This is a genomic window from Nocardiopsis alkaliphila YIM 80379, assembly GCF_000341005.1.
Taxonomy (GTDB): Bacteria; Actinomycetota; Actinomycetes; order Streptosporangiales; family Streptosporangiaceae; genus Nocardiopsis; species Nocardiopsis alkaliphila.
In genome coordinates this window covers 1-16,919 of the sequence record NZ_ANBD01000071.1, presented here as the reverse complement: position 1 = coordinate 16,919, position 16,919 = coordinate 1, and the positions used below count along the sequence as shown (strand labels likewise).

Genomic DNA, 16,919 nt, shown 5'->3' with positions numbered 1-16,919 from the left:
TGCTCCTCTCACCCGCCACCTCATCGGTCCCGCCCTCCACGGACGTCCGCCGCGCAGCCCTGGCGGGTGTTCGCGGATCGACCCGGCTCGCGCGGTGTCGGAACGAACCCGGCCTGAGGGCGCCCGAACATCGATCCCGAGTGACACCTCGGCCCTCGATCCGTGGGAAGATCGTGCACATGTTGCGTTGGCTGACCGCGGGGGAGTCCCACGGACCGGCACTCGTCGCGATTTTGGAGGGCCTCCCGGCCGGTGTGTCCGTCACCTCTGACGACATCGCCGCCGCGCTGCTCCGCCGCCGCGCCGGGTACGGTCGAGGCGCCCGGATGAAGTTCGAAAAAGACCAGGTCTCCGTTATCGGAGGCATCCGACACGGCCGTACCCAAGGGGGGCCGGTCGCCATCGAGGTCGGCAACACCGAGTGGCCCAAGTGGGAGAAGGTGATGTCACCGGACCCGGTTCCCGCCGAGGAACTGGAGGGCGTGGCGCGCAACGCGCCGCTCACCCGCCCCCGTCCCGGTCACGCCGACCTCGTGGGTATGCAAAAGTACGGGCACACCGAATCCCGTCCCATCCTGGAGCGCGCCAGCGCCCGCGAGACCGCGGCGCGAGTGGCCATCGGTGAGGTCGCCCGACAGTTCTGCCGACAGGCCCTAGGGGTGGAGATCCTCAGCCACGTGGTGTCCATGGGGCCGGTCTCCGTCCCGGACGACGCACCCGAACCACGCCCAGAGGACCTGGCGGCCATCGACGCCGACCCACTGCGCTGCTTCGACGAGGCCACCAGCGCACGCATGGTCGAAGAGGTCGACGACACCAAGAAGTCCGGTGACACCCTGGGCGGCGTGGTCGAGGTGCTCGCCTACGACCTGCCGCCCGGGCTGGGCAGCCACGTGCACTGGGACCGTCGTCTGGACTCGCGTCTGGCCGGTGCCCTCATGGGCATCCAGGCCATCAAGGGCGTGGAGGTCGGTGACGGCTTCCGTACCGCGGCCCGTCGTGGTTCGCGGGCACACGACGAGATCGAGCCCGGCCCGGACGGAGTGCGTCGTCGCACCAATCGCGCCGGAGGCGTCGAGGGGGGCATGAGCACAGGTGACCCGCTACGGGTGCGCGCAGCGATGAAGCCCATCGCCACCGTGCCCCGCGCGCTGGACACCATCGACGTCGAGACCGGCGAGCCCACCCGGGCCAACCACCAGCGCAGCGACGTCACCGCGGTCCCGGCCGCGGGCGTGGTCGCCGAAGCGATGGTGGCCCTGGTCATCGCCGAGGCCGCCATCGAGAAGTTCGGTGGTGACTCGGTCCCCGAGACCGCCCGCAACCTCCAGAACTACCTGGACTCGTTGGCGATCCGCTAGAGATCGACGGCCCGCCTCCCCGAAACGGTTCCTGGGGGGCGGGCCCTTCCCGTCGAGGCCTCCTCGCACCACCCCCTCGCCCGGCCACCGGAGCGGAGCCCGTCGTGGCTCCACGTGCGCGTCCGGGTGGGGATTCTGCTAGACAAGAAGGCGAACGGCAGCGATTTTCCTTCCCGCGCGTGCGGGAAGCGCGACCCCCATAGGTAGGCAGAGCGTGGCAAGAGCGATCGCGGTGCTCATCGGTTCGCCCGGTTCGGGCAAGTCCACCGTCGGTGAGGCGTTGGCCCGGCGTCTGGGCGCGGACCTGTTGTGCACCGACACCGAGATCGAAAAGCGCGCGGGCAAACCCATCAGCGACATCTTCATCGAGGACGGGGAGAAGCACTTCCGGACCCTGGAGCGCGAGGTCGTCGCGGAGGGTCTGCGGTCCTGGGAGGGCGTCATCGCGGTCGGTGGCGGCGCGATCCTGGACGAGGACACCCGTGAAGACCTCGGCGAACACCACGTGGTCTACCTGCAGGTCGACTTCGGCGAGGCCGCCAAACGGGTGGGCATGGACGTGGCCCGCCCCCTGCTGTCCGGCAACCCCCGCACGCGGCTGCGCAAGCTGTTGAACGAGCGCCTGCCCATCTACGAGGGCCTGGCCTCGGTGACGGTGCCGACCACGGACCACCACCCCGAGGAGATCGTGGACACCATCGTCTCCTCACTGCCCGAAGGGAAGACCCGGAAGTGACCGTGACCCGGATCGGTGTGGGGGACCCCACCGGACACTACGAGGTGTTGGTCGGGGAAGGGTTGCTCGGCGAGCTTCCCGCGCTGGTGGAGGGGGCCGCCCAGGTCGCGGTCATCCACCCGGAGGGACTCGGCGACATCGCCCGAAGCGTCATCGACGCCCTGGGCAACGGTGGGTACACCGTCCGTCCCATGCCGGTACCGGACGGGGAGGCGGCCAAGACCGCCGCGGTCGCCACCGAGCTGTGGTCGCGGCTGGGCTCGTTCAACTTCACCCGAAGCGACGCGGTGGTGGGCGTGGGTGGTGGCGCCGCCACCGACCTGGCGGGCTTCGTCGCCGCGACCTGGCTGCGCGGGGTGCGTTCGGTGCTGGTGCCCACCACGTTGCTCGGCATGGTCGACGCCGCCGTGGGCGGCAAGACCGGCATCAACACCCCCGAAGGCAAGAACCTCGTGGGCGCCTTCCACCCACCGGTCGGGGTCCTGTGCGACCTTTCCACCTTGGAGAGTCTGCCCCAGGCCGACTACATCGGTGGGCTCGCGGAGATCATCAAGGCAGGGTTCGTCGATGATCCCGTCATCTGTGACCTGATCGAGGACGACCCCGAGGGCGCGACCACCCCCAAGGGTGGACACACCCGGGAACTGATCGAGCGGGCCATTCGCTTCAAGGCCGACGTGGTCTCCGGTGATCTACGAGAGAGCGGTCGCCGGGAGATCCTCAACTACGGGCACACCCTCGGTCACGCCATCGAACGCGCCGAGAACTACACGTTCCGGCACGGCTACGCGGTCTCGGTCGGTATGGTCTTCGCCGCCGAACTGGCTCGTCTGGACGGGCGGATCGACGCCGATCTGGTCCGACGCCACCGGGACGTGCTCGCCTCGGTGGGCCTGCCGACCTCCTACACCGCGGATTCCTGGGAGGCGCTGCGCGCCACCATGAGCGTGGACAAGAAGGCCCGCGGAAACACCCTGCGTTTCGTGGTCCTGGACGACCTCGCCAGCCCGACCATCCTCGCCGGCCCGTCCCCCGAGCTGCTGGGCGAGGCCTACCGTGCGGTCTCAGACGGTTCCGGGGTTCCGCGAAGCCACTAGACTGCGTGAGGGCGGGGAGTGCCCGCGTACCGAGGACGCGCATGTGTTCCGTGGCCGCAGAGCCTCGACGGAGCGTGGAGTCCACACCCGAACCACCGACCGGACCGACCAGTGCCGGTCTCCGACGTGTCAGACCCCTTGGAGAGACGACCGAAGTGGCTACGACGAACGACATCAAGAACGGCTCCACCCTTCGACTCGACGGTGGCGTTCTGTGGAACGTCCTGGAGTTCCAGCACGTCAAGCCGGGCAAGGGCGGCGCGTTCGTCCGCACCAAGCTGAAGAACGTCGTCACGGGCAAGATCGTCGACAAGACCTTCAACGCGGGTACCAAGGTCGAGTTCGCCAACGTGGACCGCAGCGACATGGAGTACCTGTACCACGACGGCGAGTCCTTCATCTTCATGGACACCCAGACCTTCGACCAGATCCCGGTCTCAGAGACCGTCGTCGGTGACGCGAAGGGCTTCTTGTTGGAGAACACCACGGTCACCGTGGCCACCCACGAGGGTGACCCGCTCTACATCGAGATGCCCGCCGCCGTCGAACTGGAGATCACCCAGACCGACCCGGGCGTGCAGGGCGACCGCTCCACCGGTGGCACCAAACCCGCCACCGTGCAGACCGGCGCCACCATTCAGGTGCCGCTGTTCATCACCACCGGCGAGCGTGTCAAGGTCGATACCCGTACCGGTGACTACCTCGGGCGTGTCAACTGATGAGCGGTGCACGGCGCAAGGCCCGTCGCCGCGCGATCGAGGTCCTGTACGAGGCCGAGGTTCGTGGCATCACCGTCGAGGACGTCATCGAGCGCCGCCGGGCCCAACCCGAACCGCCGATCAACGAGTTCACCGAGCGCCTCGCCCGCGCCGTGGACGAGAGGCGCGCACGTATCGACGAACTCTTGGACGAGTACGCCATCGGCTGGACCCTGGAACGCATGCCGGTCGTGGACCGCAACATCCTCCGGATGGGCGCCCACGAGCTGCTGTGGGCCGAGGACATCCCCGACGGTGTGGCGATCGCCGAGGCCGTCGGCGTGGCCAAGGAACTGTCCACCGACGAGTCGCCGGGCTTCATCAGCGGACTTCTGTCTAGGCTGATGGAGAACAAGTCGACGCTCTCGCTCTGAGGTCCACCGGGGCCGGGCGAGGGCCCATTAGCTGATTGAGGGAACAGGTGACTGACAGGAGCGGCACGTCCGCGACCGCCACGGGTGGTTTCGGGGCGAGCGGTGTGACCGGCCCGGCACGAGCGGCCAACGCCGCGCGGACCGCGGTGGTGTGGGACGCGCTCTCGCAGTTGCTGGCCGGCCTCTCCGAGGACGGCCCCCTGGAGATCGTGGACGCGGGTGGTGGCACCGGGGGCGTGGCCGTCCCACTCGCCGAACTCGGCCACAGGGTGACCGTGGTCGAACCCAGCCCGGACTCCTTGGCCGCCTTGGAGCGCCGCGCGGCGGAGAGCGGTGTCACGGTGCGCGGGCTCCAGGGTGAGACCCGGGACCTGCCTTCCCTGTTCCCCGAGGGTGGCGCAGACCTGGTGCTGATGCACAACGTTCTCGAGTACGTCGACGAACCCGTCGCGGCACTGGCCGACGTCGTCGGAATCGTCCGGCCCGGGGGCGCGGTCAGCCTGTTGGCGACCAACGCGGTCGCCGGGGCCCTGCACCGCGCCCTGGCCGGGCACATCACCGACGCCCACCATCTGTTGTCGGACCCCGACGGCCGATGGGGCGAGGCCGACCCGATGCCGCGGCGTTTCACGCGACACCAACTCTTGGAGCTCATCGGCCGGGCAGGCCTGACCGAGACGAGTATCCGTGGGGTTCGGGTGTTCGCCGACGTCCTGCCCGGGCACGCCTGGGAGGGGGATGCCCAGGTCGGCCAGCACTTGGTGGAGTTGGAGAAGGCGGCCGCCGAGCACCCCGAGCTCACCGGTATCGCCACCCAGCTGCACCTGATCGCCCATCGTGGCTGAAGTGGCCGCTCCCCGTGGGCACGGGCCGGGGACGACCGGTGTGGGAAACGGCATAATCTGACGGTATGAGCCGACGTCAGCTGGAACGCGGGGCCGTTCTGCGGGGTGTGGTGACGCGTGAGGGCATCGCCGCGCTCGACGCCGACTTCCCCCTCGACGGCACGGGCCCGGACTTCGACTGCGACATCCTCCACTTGGACATGGACGCGTTCTTCGCCGGCGTCGAACGGCTACGCCACCCCGAGGCGCGCGGTCGACCGGTGATCGTGGGCGGTACGGGTCCACGCGGTGTCGTCTCCTCCGCCGACTACATCGCCCGTCGTCACGGGGTACATTCGGCCATGCCGATGGCCCAGGCGATGCGTCTTTGCCCGCAGGCCCTGGTCTATCCGCCCGACGGCGATGCCTATCGGCGGGTCTCCGAGGCGGTCATGGACATCCTGCGATCGGTCACGCCCCTGGTCCAACCCCTGTCCCTGGACGAGGCGTTCTTGGACGTCTCCGGGGCCCGTAGGAGCCTGGGAGGCCCCGCCCGTATCGCTGCGATGATCAGGGAACGGGTGCGTCGAGAACAACGCCTCACCTGCTCGGTGGGCGTGGCCGCCACCCGCTTCGTGGCCAAGCTCGGCTCCACCCACTGCAAGCCCGATGGGTTGTTGGTGGTGCCCACCGACGCGGTCCGCGGTTTCTTGGACCCGCTTCCGGTGGGGGCCTTGCCCGGGGTGGGGGACAAGACCGAGCGGCTCTTGTCCCGGTTGGGGGTGCGCACGATCGGCGCCTTGGCCCGCTTGGACACCGAACTGCTACGCATGGAGTTGGGGAACAAGGCCGGTACCCGCCTGTCCGAGCTCGCGCGTGGACATGATCCCAGCCCCGTGGTCTCGGATACCCCGGACAAGAGCATCGGAGCGGAAGAGACCTTCCCCACCGACGTGGACGACCCGGAACTGATCGACCGTGAACTGCTGCGTCTATCCGAAAAGGTGGCGCGCAGACTCCGTGCCTCGGGCCAGGTAGGGCGCACGGTGAACGTGAAACTACGTCGGTCCGACTTCTCCACGATCTCCCGTTCTCGCACCTTGTCCGAGACCACCGACGTGGCCCGCCGGATCAGTGCCGTGGCGCGTGAACTTCACGCCGCATCAGGGCTGAAAGGGGCCCCGTTGCGCCTGGTGGGGGTGCGTGTGGAGGGGGTCGTGCCGGCGGAACGGGCTCATCGTCAGTTGGCGTTGGGGGAGGAGGAACCGGGTTGGAGGGATGTCGAACGGGTTATGGACCGTGTAACGGCACGTTTCGGCCCAGGCGCGATACAGTCGGCCGTATTGGCCAAGCGTGACGAAAACGACGTATGATACGGCAACTTCTGGGAGCCTTCGAGCGTTACTCAAGGTAGGACCGGAAGCCAGGGTAAGAAGAGAGGCATGGGAGCCGGTGATTCCTCTACAGGGCGGGGGTATCGTGGCTGTGGTGGGCCAGGTACGCACGCAGCTTTTCTTTCCACCAGGCGCTAGCGCCCCGTATTCTGGGCATACCACTGATCAAGAGATTGTTCACCAGTACCCGTCACCCCACCCGGGGACTGCCGTAGGGAGGCGCCGTGCCGCTCTCTGAACACGAGCAGCGCATGCTCGACCAGATCGAGCGGGCGCTGTATGCCGAGGACCCGAAGTTCGCCAACACCGTTCGGCAGACGAACCCCTCCGTGCATTACAAGCGCTGGATCATCAGAGCCGGTGTCGGTTTCGTCGCCGGTATCGTGCTGTTGCTCATGGGATTGCTGTTGAGCGATCCGGACGCCTCGATGGTGCTTCCGGTGACCATCAGTGTTCTTGGTTTCGTCTTGATGCTGTCCTCCTTCCTGATGGGCGCCAACGCCTGGCGCAAGTCGACGGGTGGCGGCGCCGAGATGGCCGTCGAGGAACCCACGCCCAAGCGGCGCAAGGGCGACCGGAAGCCCGGAATGATGAACCGCTTCGAGGAGCGTTGGCGTCGCCGCCAAGAGGGCGACGAGCAGTAGTCGAGCAAGGCGGGCGCGGCCCCTTCGACGTCGGTCGCGCCGCTCTTGGAACACGAGCGTGTGTGACGGTGGGGCCCGGCAGCGACCATTCATGGTCGCTGCCGGGCCCCACCGTCGTCGTGTGGAGGAGGGCGCATCGGGCCCTCCGTTCTGGGATTGGGCGGCCCTCCTCGAAGGACCGCCCGAGGCGAGCGTAGGGCCTTCAGAAAACGGTGGGCAGCGGCTTCGACTCGGTCCTGGAGCGCCGCCACGGGGCCAGGGAAGGTGGCAATAGCAGCGCACGCGATCGCCGCCCGGGGGAGGCCGCCGCCAGCAGGGCCCTTTGGGCCGCGTCCAGATCGCCCCCCAGCTCTTGACCGCCCTGCGGTTCGGGTGCGTAGCGGGCGTTCTCCTCGGCCAAGGCCAATCGCCACAGCGCGCCCCGGGCGACCTCCGTCGGCTCGCCTCCATCGGCCACACTCAGCGAGGCCAGCCGCTTGGCGGTGGCACGCGGACTCTCGGCCAAGTCCCAGGACATCCCTAGGTCCAGACAGGTGTCGTGCAGCTCCCGCCAGGCGGCGTGCGCGGCGGTGGCCCCACCCGCGGCCATCGTCGACCTTCGTGACCAACGAAGGAACATTCGACCCAGTGCGGGCGTGGCCATCAGTGCCGATACGGCGATCCCGATTCCGACGATCGGCGCCCACACCGGCGATGCTCCGTCGCTCGACGAGATCTCGTCCGTCCCCGCGGCGGCGGGGCCCTCCTCCGGCGCGGACTCGTCGTCCTCCGGGTCGGGGGAGGGTTCCCGAGGCGAATCACCGGCCTCGGAGGTCGGCGAGGGCTCCGGCTCGGAGCCCTCATCATCCGGTGGTTCGGTCGAACCCGAGCCGTAGTCCGGTGGCGAGGCGCTGCCCTGGCCACTGTTCGGGTCGGCGGGGGTGGGCTCGAACCGCATCCAGCCGGAGCCCTCGAAGTACAGTTCGGGCCAGGCGTGCGCGTCCCGTACCGACACCGTCCACCGGTCGTCACCGCTGGGGCGACCCGAGGTGTATCCCACCGCCACCCGGGCCGGGATCCCGGCTTGTCGAGCCATGACCGCCATCGCGCTCGCGTACTGCTGGCAGTAGCCGATCCGGTCCTCGAACAGGAAGTGTGTCAGGGGGTCGGCGTTCTCGGGTACCGGCGGGGGGTTCAGGTCGTAGGTGAAGTCACCGTCGGTGAAGAAGTTCTGCAGGGCCAGGGCCCGCTCGTAGTCGGTTTCGGTCCCCTCGACCAGCGAGTCGGTGAGCTCTTGGACCCGTGCGTCCAGTTCACGGGGTAGGTGGAGTTGGTCATCGGTCAAGGACCGGGGGGACCCCGCCAAGGCGAGGGTCTGCGCGCTGGGTCGGTTCCGTGCCGACCGCACCACGAAGTTGTAGCCGCTCGGGGGCGCTTCGGTGGTGAACACCATCAGGGTGCTCTCGTCGACGTACCAGTCTCCGGCGATCTCCACCGAACGGGCCGGGTAGGGCAGGGGAAGGAAGTCCATGGGGACGGTGTCCGAGTCCATGGAGACCCTGGTGGTGACGATCTCCTCCTCGGGTGGTTCCCCCTCCCGGCCGGCAGGCAGGGGCAAGGCCTCGTCGGCGTTGTTGTCGCGGCCGGCGTGCACCGGGGTCATCGTCCAGTCCTCGCCATCGAATTCGTCCAAGACGAAGGTACGCAGGTATTCGGGGTTCTCCTCGTCCGTGCGGTAGGTCAGCACGGTCCGGTCCGAGGCGGAGGTCAGGTCTCGACGCAGGGACACCATCGGGTGTGTGGTGGTCACCGAGCCGTTCGAGCCGAACTGAGTGTTCTCCGCCTTGGTGAAGACCGCGTCCGAACTCAGCGAGGGCATGGACAAGGGCAATAGCAGGGCCAGGGTGATCGCCAGGACCGAGGAGGCGGCGGCGATTCCCACTCGGCCGAAGACGGCCCCGGCGCGGGATTCGGGGCCGTGCCCCGAGGGGATCGGGACCCCCCACTCGCGACCACGGACCCACATGTCCACGGCCAACAGCGCCAGGAAGCCGAAAGCGCAGATCGCGGCCCGACCCCAGCCCAACCCTGCTTCGTCCACGACCAGGGGGACCAGCATCAGCGCCAGCAGGAGCCCGCCCACCATGCCCGGGCAGCGGGCCGTCACGGCCAGGAAGTCCGCGGTCATGAGGAACACCACGAACACCAGTGCGATGATCATGCCGAGCCCCGGTGTGGGCGAGACCGGTGGTGCGTTGGTGTCGATGGTGTGCACGCCCTGCTCGAACAGGGCCAGGGTGTGGTCGAGGGTGTCCAGGGTGGGGAAGATCCCCACCACGGCGGTCTGTGGAGCGAACAGCGGGGTGTACAGCAGCAGTACCGCGAACGACTGGAGAAAGGGCACCGCCAAGGAGTCGCGTAGCCACCACCGGTACAGCGCCGAGGCCAGTGCCGCCACCGTCATGAGTACGGCGGCCGGAACCCACCATTGGTCCCCACGGATCAGACCGCCCAACAGAGGTAGCGCCGACCACATCGTGACCAGGGTGGCCAGGGGCATCAGTGCTCTCAACGCGGGCTCTCCCAGGGGGCTCGGATGCCCGCGGAGGTGGCGTGGTCCCCTGCGGGGGTGAGGGCCCGGTGCCACAACGCGGGGAGTTCGGTGGGATCGGTCACGGGCAGGACCCGCCAGCCGTTGGCGCTCAGCAGGTCGCCCACGCGGTGCGAGGCCTGGGCGTCGGGCCAGGCGGCATGGGAACACAGCACCGCCACGCGGGGAACGGATCCGCCCACCCGGGCCAGCGCGGCGGCGTCCTGTGGGGTCAAAGCGCCAAGGACCGCCACGACCAGGTCGCTAGAGGTACCGTGCGCCCCCTCCAGCCCGTTGATACCGGCCATGAGTCCGGGAGCCTCGGAGGGCTCCATCACGGCCAGACCATCCAGCACGCCCGAGGGTGTGTCGTTGGCCAGGCGGCCTCGTTCGGTGTGGAAACGCAGTTCGTGTCCGTGTTCCAACAGGTGCAAGGCCACCGAGGCCGCCACGCTCACGGCCGTCTCCAGAGAACTGTGCGGGCCCTCGCCCGAGTGAGCGCCGACGCGGGTGTCCAGCAGCAGGCTGCCGTATTCACGTCGGTACTGTTCGTCCCGTCGCACCATCAATTCACCGTGTTTGGCGGTGGAGCGCCAGTGCACCCGGCGCAGGTCGTCGCCGTGCCGGTAGGCGCGGGGGATGGGGTCTGATTCGCCGGTTCCGGTCACCGAACGGCGCGGGGCGTCCTCTCCCTGGGACCCGTCGGCCCGGCCGAGTTCGGGAAGGGGCACCAATCGCGGGGTCACGAGCAAAGGAGTGGGCGTCCCCAGGGTTCGGGTCACCCGCACACATCCCAGGGAGTCCAGCACACTGACCCGTAAAGGCCCCACCGGGTAACGGCCGCGTACGGCCGGGCGCACCAGGTAGACGATGTCGTGGGCGGAACCCGGTCCCAGGTAGCCCATGGTGTATCGAGGCTCGTGACCCAGCCGGACCGGGAGGGTGTCCTCCAAACGTATCCACCCCACGGGCCAGGTGGGGGAGGTGTTGGTGATCCGTATCAGCACCTGGGTGTCGGTGCCTGCGGGGATCCGTTGGGGACGCAGGTCCCGGCTGTGGGAGACGCGGTCGGCCGCGCCGAGGATCGTCAGCGCGGCGATCGCCGGGACCAGGAGCAGGAGTAGGCCGGCACCGACGATCTCTCGTTGGCCGATGGCGAATCCGCACACGAGTGCGACCAGGCCGAAGAACATCATCAGGCCGCCACGGGCGGTGAGGGTTCGTTGCGGGCGCATGGTCCGTCTCTCGGAGTCGGGGCGGAGGTGGTTCGGATGTCACCGGGACGGGTCGGCCAGGGTCCGAGGTCAGCGGGGTGCGGGTACCGGGAGTCTGGCCACCAGTTTGGCCACGATCTGCTCGGCGGTGAGGCGTTCCATCTGTGCTTCGGGGCCGGGCAGGAGTCGGTGGGCCAAGATGGGCACGGCCAGGGTCTGTACGTCATCGGGGACCACGTAGTGGCGCCCTTCCAAGGCGGCGTGTGCACGGGCCGCACGCACCAGGTGCAAGGTGGCGCGCGGGGAGGCGCCCAGCTTGAGTTCGGGGGCGGTCCGGGTGGCGTTGACCAGGTCGACGACGTAACGGCGCATGCCCGGGGCGACGTGGACGCGTTGAACGCGTTCGATCAGGTCCCGGATCTCGGCGGCGTTGGTGACGGAGGCCAGGTTCTCCAAGGGAGAGCGGGAACCGTGCGAGTCGATCATGTCGAGTTCGGCCTGGGGTGAGGGGTAACCGACCGAGACACGGGCCATGAAGCGGTCCCGTTGGGCTTCGGGCAGGGCGTAGGTGCCCTCCATGTCCCCGGGGTTCTGGGTGGCCACGACCATGAACGGTCGCTCCAGGGCTCGGGTCCGGCCGTCCACGCTGACCTGGCGCTCGGCCATGCACTCCAACAGCGCGGACTGGGTCTTGGGGGAGGCGCGGTTGATCTCGTCGCCGAGCACGATGTTGGCGAACACCGGACCGGGATTGAACTCGAACTCGTTGCGGTCCTGGTGGTAGACGCTGACCCCGGTGATGTCGCTGGGCAACAGGTCGGGGGTGAACTGCACGCGCTGCACGGAGCAGTCCACGGCCCGCCCCAAGGCCTTGGCGAGCATGGTCTTTCCCACGCCCGGAACGTCTTCGATGAGCAGGTGGCCCTCGGCGAGCAGGACGGTCAACGCGATGCGCAGCACGTCGGGTTTTCCTTCGATGACCGTCTCGATCGCGCCGCGGACGCGGTCGGCGACGGCGGCGACGGTGTCCGTGTCCTCTCGGACGTCACCCCCGTGACCGTCGTGCTGTGTGCCGAGTGACACGAGACTCCTCCCGCTCCGTACGCCCCGGTGTTATCGATCCGAGGCTAGGCCCAATCAGGCCGATTGCAAACCAAAGTGCCGGAATCAGTCGTCGAACGGGGGTTTCAAAGACCTATGTGCCTCATGCTTCCGAAACACGCTTCTGATCATTGGTAACGCGGTGTCTTGGGGAAGCGGGACGGATATGGAAAACCGGGCATGTCGGGTCGCCGGGTGGTGCGCGCGCCCTCGGGGGAGACCGGGTCGGGCGGGCCCGGCCCGGCCAGGTGGTGGTGGTCAAGACGTGGCACCCTCCTGTCCACACCAGCAAGCCCTCCTACCTCCCCCTCGGTGCTGCGGCCGTGACCTGCGGACTTATCGGCGATTCAGGTGATGCGCACCGATTGAAGCTGTTGACGGTGGGGAAGAGTGGAGTAAGGTGGGGGAATGTGGAGAGGGCGAATTCTCCACTTCAGGGGGTGAGGGGTGAGCATGTTCCTCGGTACCCACACGCCCCGCCTCGATCAGAAGGGGCGGCTGTTCCTCCCCGCGAAGTACCGCGAAGAGCTGGCGGGGGGTGTGGTGATCACGAAGGGGCAGGAGCGTTGTCTCTACGTCTTCCCCACGGATGAGTTCGCTCGTCTCACCGAATCCCTGCGTTCGGCACCGGTGACCGCCAAGGCGGTTCGTGATTACAGCCGCGTCCTCTTCGCCGGCGCGTCGGAACAGGCCTGTGACAAACAGGGCCGGATCACCATTCCATCGAAGCTGCGTGAATACGCGGGCCTGGACCGCGAGTGCGTCGTCATCGGCGCCAACACGCGTCTGGAGATCTGGGACTTTCGTACGTGGTCGGACTACGAGGCCGAACAGGAGCAGGCGTTCGCACGGCTCTCAGAGGAGGTGCTGCCCGGGGTGCTGTGAACGGAGCGGCTCTCGGCCGCCCCGTGGACGGCACACAGTCCATGCAACGCCGGGGCCGGTGGTGGTCTCCGGAGATGGTCGACTCGAGCTGGCGCGACTTCCCCGGTGCCAGGTCGTGAGCGCACGTCCCTCGAAAGGGTGGACAATAGCGGCCGTGTCCGGAGGCCCGCCGGTAGCTCCCGGTCGGACCACGCGAAGGACACCGTGGCACGCCCCAGGCGTGTTCACGGACTCAGGGGGAGACCGCGACAGCGTGGAGGAACAGCACCGCATGGGGGACACCCGGCAGCATGATCGGCCCGACGGGGACGACACGCCACACCAGGACCACGAAGACCACGCCACCGCGTCCCCGGCACACGTGCCGGTGATGCTCGACCGAATCGTCGAACTGCTCGTTCCGGCGCTCACCCGCCCCGGCGCGGTATTCGTGGACGGCACCCTCGGCTTGGGCGGCCACTCCGAGGCCCTCCTCCAGGCCTGCCCACGGATGCGCTTGGTCGGGGTGGATCGTGACACCACCGCCTTGGAGCGCAGCGCGAAACGATTGGCGCCCCACGCCGACCGCACCCACTTCGTACACGCCCTCTACTCCGAGATCCCGCGCGCCCTGGAGGAAGCCGGACACACCCGGGCCGATGCGGTCCTGCTCGATCTCGGAGTCTCTTCCCCACAGTTGGACGAGACCGACCGAGGCTTCGCCTACGCCCAGGAAGCGCCCTTGGACATGCGCATGGACCGCACCCAAGGGCTCACCGCCGAGGAGGTCGTCAACGACTACCCCGTGGGGGAACTCATCCGGGTGCTCCGCTCCTACGGGGAGGAGAAGTTCGCTCCCCGCGTGGCCAGGGCCATCGAGCGCCGCCGGGCCCGGGGCCGCATCACCTCCACTCGGGAGTTGGCCGACCTGGTTCGCGAGGCCATCCCGGCCGCGACCCGGCGCACCGGTGGCCACCCGGCCAAGCGCACCTTCCAGGGGCTTCGTATCGAGGTCAACGCCGAACTGTCCATCCTCGACCAGACCCTGCCCGCGGCCCTGTCCCGACTGGCGGTGGGTGGCCGCATCGCGGTGCTGTCCTACCACTCCTTGGAGGACCGGATGACCAAGAAGGCCTTCGCGGCGCTCGCCACCGACACCACTCCCGCCGACCTTCCGGTCTCCCTCCCGGATCGTCGACCGGAACTGAAGCTCCTCACCAGGGGAGCCGAACTCCCCACGGAAGAAGAGAACGAACGTAACCCGCGTGCGCAGTCCGCTCGCCTCCGGGCGGCCGAACGCGTACGCGAACCGTCGCGGTAGTAGGGAGAGCAGATGGGCACGAAGACGGACACACGCCGTACCGCCAAAGGGCGGGTGGCCGAACGCACCGGGACGGGCAGGCGTCCTACCGTGTCCCGGGGCCACGTATCCGCCAAGGGCCCCGCGGCCAGAACGAGTACGCGGCGTCCCTCCGGGCCGGGACGTGCCCCGAAGATCCCCTTCGTGCTGCTCATCCTCTGCCTGTTGGGCGGGGCCCTGGTGAGCCTGCTGTTGTTGCGAAGCGTCGTGGCCCAGGAAGCGTACGCCATCACCAGTCTGCAATCGGAGAACCGCGAGCTGTCCTACGTGGAACAGCGGCTGGAGGAGTCCGTCGCCCGCCTGGAGACCTCCGAACGCATCGCGCGCGAGGCCGAGGAGATGGGCATGGAACCGGGAGAGGCCCCGCTCTTTTTGGACTTGGACAACGGTGAGATCACCGGGGACGCCGGGAGCGATGAGTGAGTACCCCTCGGGACCGACGCCCGCGCGACCCTCGCAGACCCGGAGCGACCAGCCGCTCCGGGTCGCGGCCGGGCAAGGGGCCACAGAGACGACCACGGCGCCCCGCCCCGGGCGGCCGTACCCGCGTGGGCGGCGGCTCGGGCAGCAACGCGCGCCCGGTACGGCGCGGTGGAAGACGTCCACCGGGTAGAGGGAGCGCACCGCCCCCGCCCCCACCGCTGCTACGCCGCACCTTCCGGGCGGGTGATCCACGCAAGCGGATCAAGATCGGTGGGGCCATCATCGTGGTGATCCTGCTGCTCTTCGCCGGGCGCCTCACCCAGATCCAGGGGATCGACGCCGACACCTACGCCGAGGCCGCGGCGAACCTGCGTATGCAGACCATCGACATTCCCACCCTGCGTGGACAGATCACCGACGCCAACGGCCACCCCTTCGCCCTGTCGGTGGAGACGCGCAAGGTCTTCGTGGACCCCGAGGAGGTCGAGGACGCAGAGCGTGACCGCCTCATCGATGAGTTGGTCACCCGCTTCGACCTGGAAGAGGAGGAGGTCGCCGGCAAGGTCGACGCCGCGCCCAGCCGCTACCAGGTGGTGGCCACGAAGGTGACCCCCGAGGAATGGCGGGAGGTACGCGACCTGGGCCTGTCCGGGGTGGGCGCCGAGGTCGACTACGAGCGCGTCTATCCCGAGGAGACCGGGGCCGCGGACCTGATCGGGTTCGTGGGCGCGGAGGGCCACGGACTGGAGGGGCTGGAAGGCTACCTGGACGAGACGTTGGCCGGTGAGGCCGGTAAACGGCAGGTCGAGGTGGGCCAGGACGGTACCCAGATCCCGATGGCCGGAGGGTTGGTGCGCGAACCCGAGGCCGGTCGGGACGTACGTCTGACCCTGGACCGGGACCTTCAGTGGTACGCCCAACAGGCCTTGGCCGATCGGGTCGAGGAGTTGGAGGCCCAGGCGGGCAGCGTGGTGGTCTCCGACAAGGAAGGGCGGATTCTGGCCATGGCCGACTACCCCACCTACTCCCAGAGCGACATATCCGGTAGCGGACCAAAGGAGTGGTCCAACGGGGCGGTGGCCTCCACCTTCGAGCCTGGCAGCACCAACAAGGTCATCACGGTGGCCGCCGCACTGGAGGAGGGCAAGACCACCCCGGAGACGGTCTACACCGTGCCCTACGCACTCCAGTACTACGACCAGACCTTCCGTAACTCCACCAACAACGGCACCCAACGCCTCACCGTCAACGGGATCATGGCCGAGTCCAGCAACGTGGGCACCATCAAGATCGCCGACGAGGTCGGGGGCGGGGTCCTGCATCGGTACATGACGGACTTCGGGCTGGGACAGCCCACCGGTCTGGCCCTGCCGGGCGAGGAGACCGGGGTGCTCACCGACCCCGATGACTGGTGGGGGACCCAGCTGCCCTCGGTCTCCATCGGCCACGGGTTGTCCGTCAACGCCGTACAGATGGCCTCGGTCTACTCCACCATCGCCAACGGGGGAGTACGGGTCGAACCCAGTCTGATCGCCGGAACGGTCGATCCGGAGGGCGAGTTCACACCGGCCGAGGAGCCAACGCGTGAACGAATCATCAGCGAGGAGACCGCCGATCAGTTGCGGTTGATGCTGGAAGCGGTCACCAGCGACGCGGGCACCGCGCCCCAGGCCCGTATCGACGGTTACCGGGTCGCGGGCAAGACCGGTACCGCCAACCGGATCGATCCGGAGACCGGGAGTTACGACGATGGCGGCTACACGGCGACCTTCGCGGGCTTCGCCCCCGCGGACGATCCCGAACTCGTGGTCCAGGTGGTGCTGCACAACCCGCAGGACACCTACTACGGAGGTGAGGCGGCCGGACCGGTGTTCAACGACATCATGTCCTTCGCCCTGAAGACCTTCAAGGTTCCACCCACGGACGAGGAGGCCCCGGCCATCCGCCTGACCGAGGACGAGGGGGCCAGGAGCTGAGAGGGATCGGGTCGGCCCGGAGGTGACCGGCTCGCCGGGCCCGACCACACTCGGATTCAGCCGAACCGTGCGTTCAGCGCGCTGCGGACGGACCGGATGTGGTCGGGCCCGGTACGGCAACATCCGCCCACCACCACCGCGCCGTCAGCGCACCAGCCGGCCGCCGCCTCCCCGAAGCCCTCGGCCGACCCCGAGCCGGTCCACATCCTTGCGCGTGCGTCCCA

General features: G+C 68.6%; 16 protein-coding genes. 12 read left to right on the top strand and 4 right to left on the bottom strand.

Features of this window, described 5'->3' with window-relative positions; genetic code table 11:
* The first annotated feature begins 179 nt into the window (after positions 1-179).
* The 8 genes from aroC (at position 180) to D472_RS0111005 (ending at position 7,188) form a co-directional block, all read left to right on the top strand.
* A complete protein-coding gene (gene aroC / locus D472_RS0111040) occupies positions 180-1,361 on the top strand; it encodes a chorismate synthase (RefSeq protein ID WP_017604546.1) in 1,182 nt (393 codons plus the stop codon).
* Positions 1,362-1,593: 232 nt separating this feature from the next.
* Positions 1,594-2,097 (top strand): shikimate kinase, encoded by a 504-nt coding sequence (locus D472_RS0111035; protein WP_017604545.1) that lies wholly within the window; start codon positions 1,594-1,596, stop codon positions 2,095-2,097.
* A complete protein-coding gene (gene aroB / locus D472_RS0111030) occupies positions 2,094-3,194 on the top strand; it encodes a 3-dehydroquinate synthase (protein WP_017604544.1) in 1,101 nt (366 codons plus the stop codon). The genes D472_RS0111035 and aroB overlap by 4 nt, the downstream gene beginning before the upstream one ends.
* A gap of 155 nt (positions 3,195-3,349) precedes the next feature.
* Positions 3,350-3,913 carry an elongation factor P gene (efp, locus tag D472_RS0111025; protein WP_017604543.1) on the top strand — a complete coding sequence of 188 codons (564 nt, stop codon included), beginning with the start codon at positions 3,350-3,352 and terminating at the stop codon, positions 3,911-3,913.
* Complete coding sequence (nusB, locus tag D472_RS0111020; protein WP_017604542.1) at positions 3,913-4,326, top strand: transcription antitermination factor NusB; 414 nt, start codon at positions 3,913-3,915, stop codon at positions 4,324-4,326. Before efp ends, nusB begins: the two co-directional genes overlap by 1 nt.
* A 47-nt stretch (positions 4,327-4,373) precedes the next feature.
* Positions 4,374-5,171 (top strand): methyltransferase domain-containing protein, encoded by a 798-nt coding sequence (locus D472_RS0111015; RefSeq protein WP_017604541.1) that lies wholly within the window; start codon positions 4,374-4,376, stop codon positions 5,169-5,171.
* Between the two features lie 65 nt (positions 5,172-5,236).
* The gene (gene dinB / locus D472_RS0111010) at positions 5,237-6,523 is read left to right on the top strand and encodes a DNA polymerase IV (protein ID WP_017604540.1); all 1,287 of its coding nucleotides are present in this window, start codon (positions 5,237-5,239) and stop codon (positions 6,521-6,523) included.
* Positions 6,524-6,768: 245 nt separating this feature from the next.
* Positions 6,769-7,188, top strand: coding sequence for a DUF3040 domain-containing protein (locus D472_RS0111005; RefSeq protein ID WP_026117580.1), 420 nt, complete (start codon positions 6,769-6,771; stop codon positions 7,186-7,188).
* A gap of 202 nt (positions 7,189-7,390) precedes the next feature.
* On the opposite strand, the gene D472_RS0111000 is transcribed toward D472_RS0111005, so the two are convergent.
* The 3 genes from D472_RS0111000 to D472_RS0110990 form a co-directional block, all read right to left on the bottom strand.
* Entirely contained in the window at positions 7,391-9,727 is a 2,337-nt protein-coding gene (locus D472_RS0111000; protein ID WP_017604538.1) for a transglutaminase family protein, read from the bottom strand.
* Positions 9,728-9,735: 8 nt separating this feature from the next.
* Positions 9,736-10,992, bottom strand: coding sequence for a DUF58 domain-containing protein (locus D472_RS0110995; protein WP_017604537.1), 1,257 nt, complete (start codon positions 10,990-10,992; stop codon positions 9,736-9,738).
* 69 nt (positions 10,993-11,061) lie between these two features.
* On the bottom strand, positions 11,062-12,054 hold the full coding sequence (locus tag D472_RS0110990) for an AAA family ATPase (protein ID WP_017604536.1): 993 nt from the start codon (positions 12,052-12,054) through the stop codon (positions 11,062-11,064).
* Between the two features lie 471 nt (positions 12,055-12,525).
* Here D472_RS0110990 and mraZ point away from each other — a divergent pair, with 471 nt between their 5' ends.
* From mraZ to D472_RS0110970, 4 genes are all read left to right on the top strand, one after another.
* Complete coding sequence (gene mraZ, locus D472_RS0110985) at positions 12,526-12,957, top strand: division/cell wall cluster transcriptional repressor MraZ (RefSeq protein ID WP_017604535.1); 432 nt, start codon at positions 12,526-12,528, stop codon at positions 12,955-12,957.
* Positions 12,958-13,228: 271 nt separating this feature from the next.
* Complete coding sequence (gene rsmH / locus D472_RS0110980) at positions 13,229-14,257, top strand: 16S rRNA (cytosine(1402)-N(4))-methyltransferase RsmH (RefSeq protein WP_026117579.1); 1,029 nt, start codon at positions 13,229-13,231, stop codon at positions 14,255-14,257.
* Between the two features lie 12 nt (positions 14,258-14,269).
* Complete coding sequence (locus D472_RS27555) at positions 14,270-14,719, top strand: hypothetical protein (RefSeq protein WP_026117578.1); 450 nt, start codon at positions 14,270-14,272, stop codon at positions 14,717-14,719.
* Positions 14,716-16,695 (top strand): peptidoglycan D,D-transpeptidase FtsI family protein, encoded by a 1,980-nt coding sequence (locus tag D472_RS0110970; protein ID WP_083903438.1) that lies wholly within the window; start codon positions 14,716-14,718, stop codon positions 16,693-16,695. Before D472_RS27555 ends, D472_RS0110970 begins: the two co-directional genes overlap by 4 nt.
* A gap of 56 nt (positions 16,696-16,751) precedes the next feature.
* Here the strand turns inward: D472_RS0110970 and D472_RS25310 are convergent, their stop codons facing one another.
* Positions 16,752-16,901 carry a homocysteine S-methyltransferase family protein gene (locus D472_RS25310; RefSeq protein ID WP_083903441.1) on the bottom strand — a complete coding sequence of 50 codons (150 nt, stop codon included), beginning with the start codon at positions 16,899-16,901 and terminating at the stop codon, positions 16,752-16,754.
* Between the last annotated feature and the right edge of the window lie 18 nt (positions 16,902-16,919).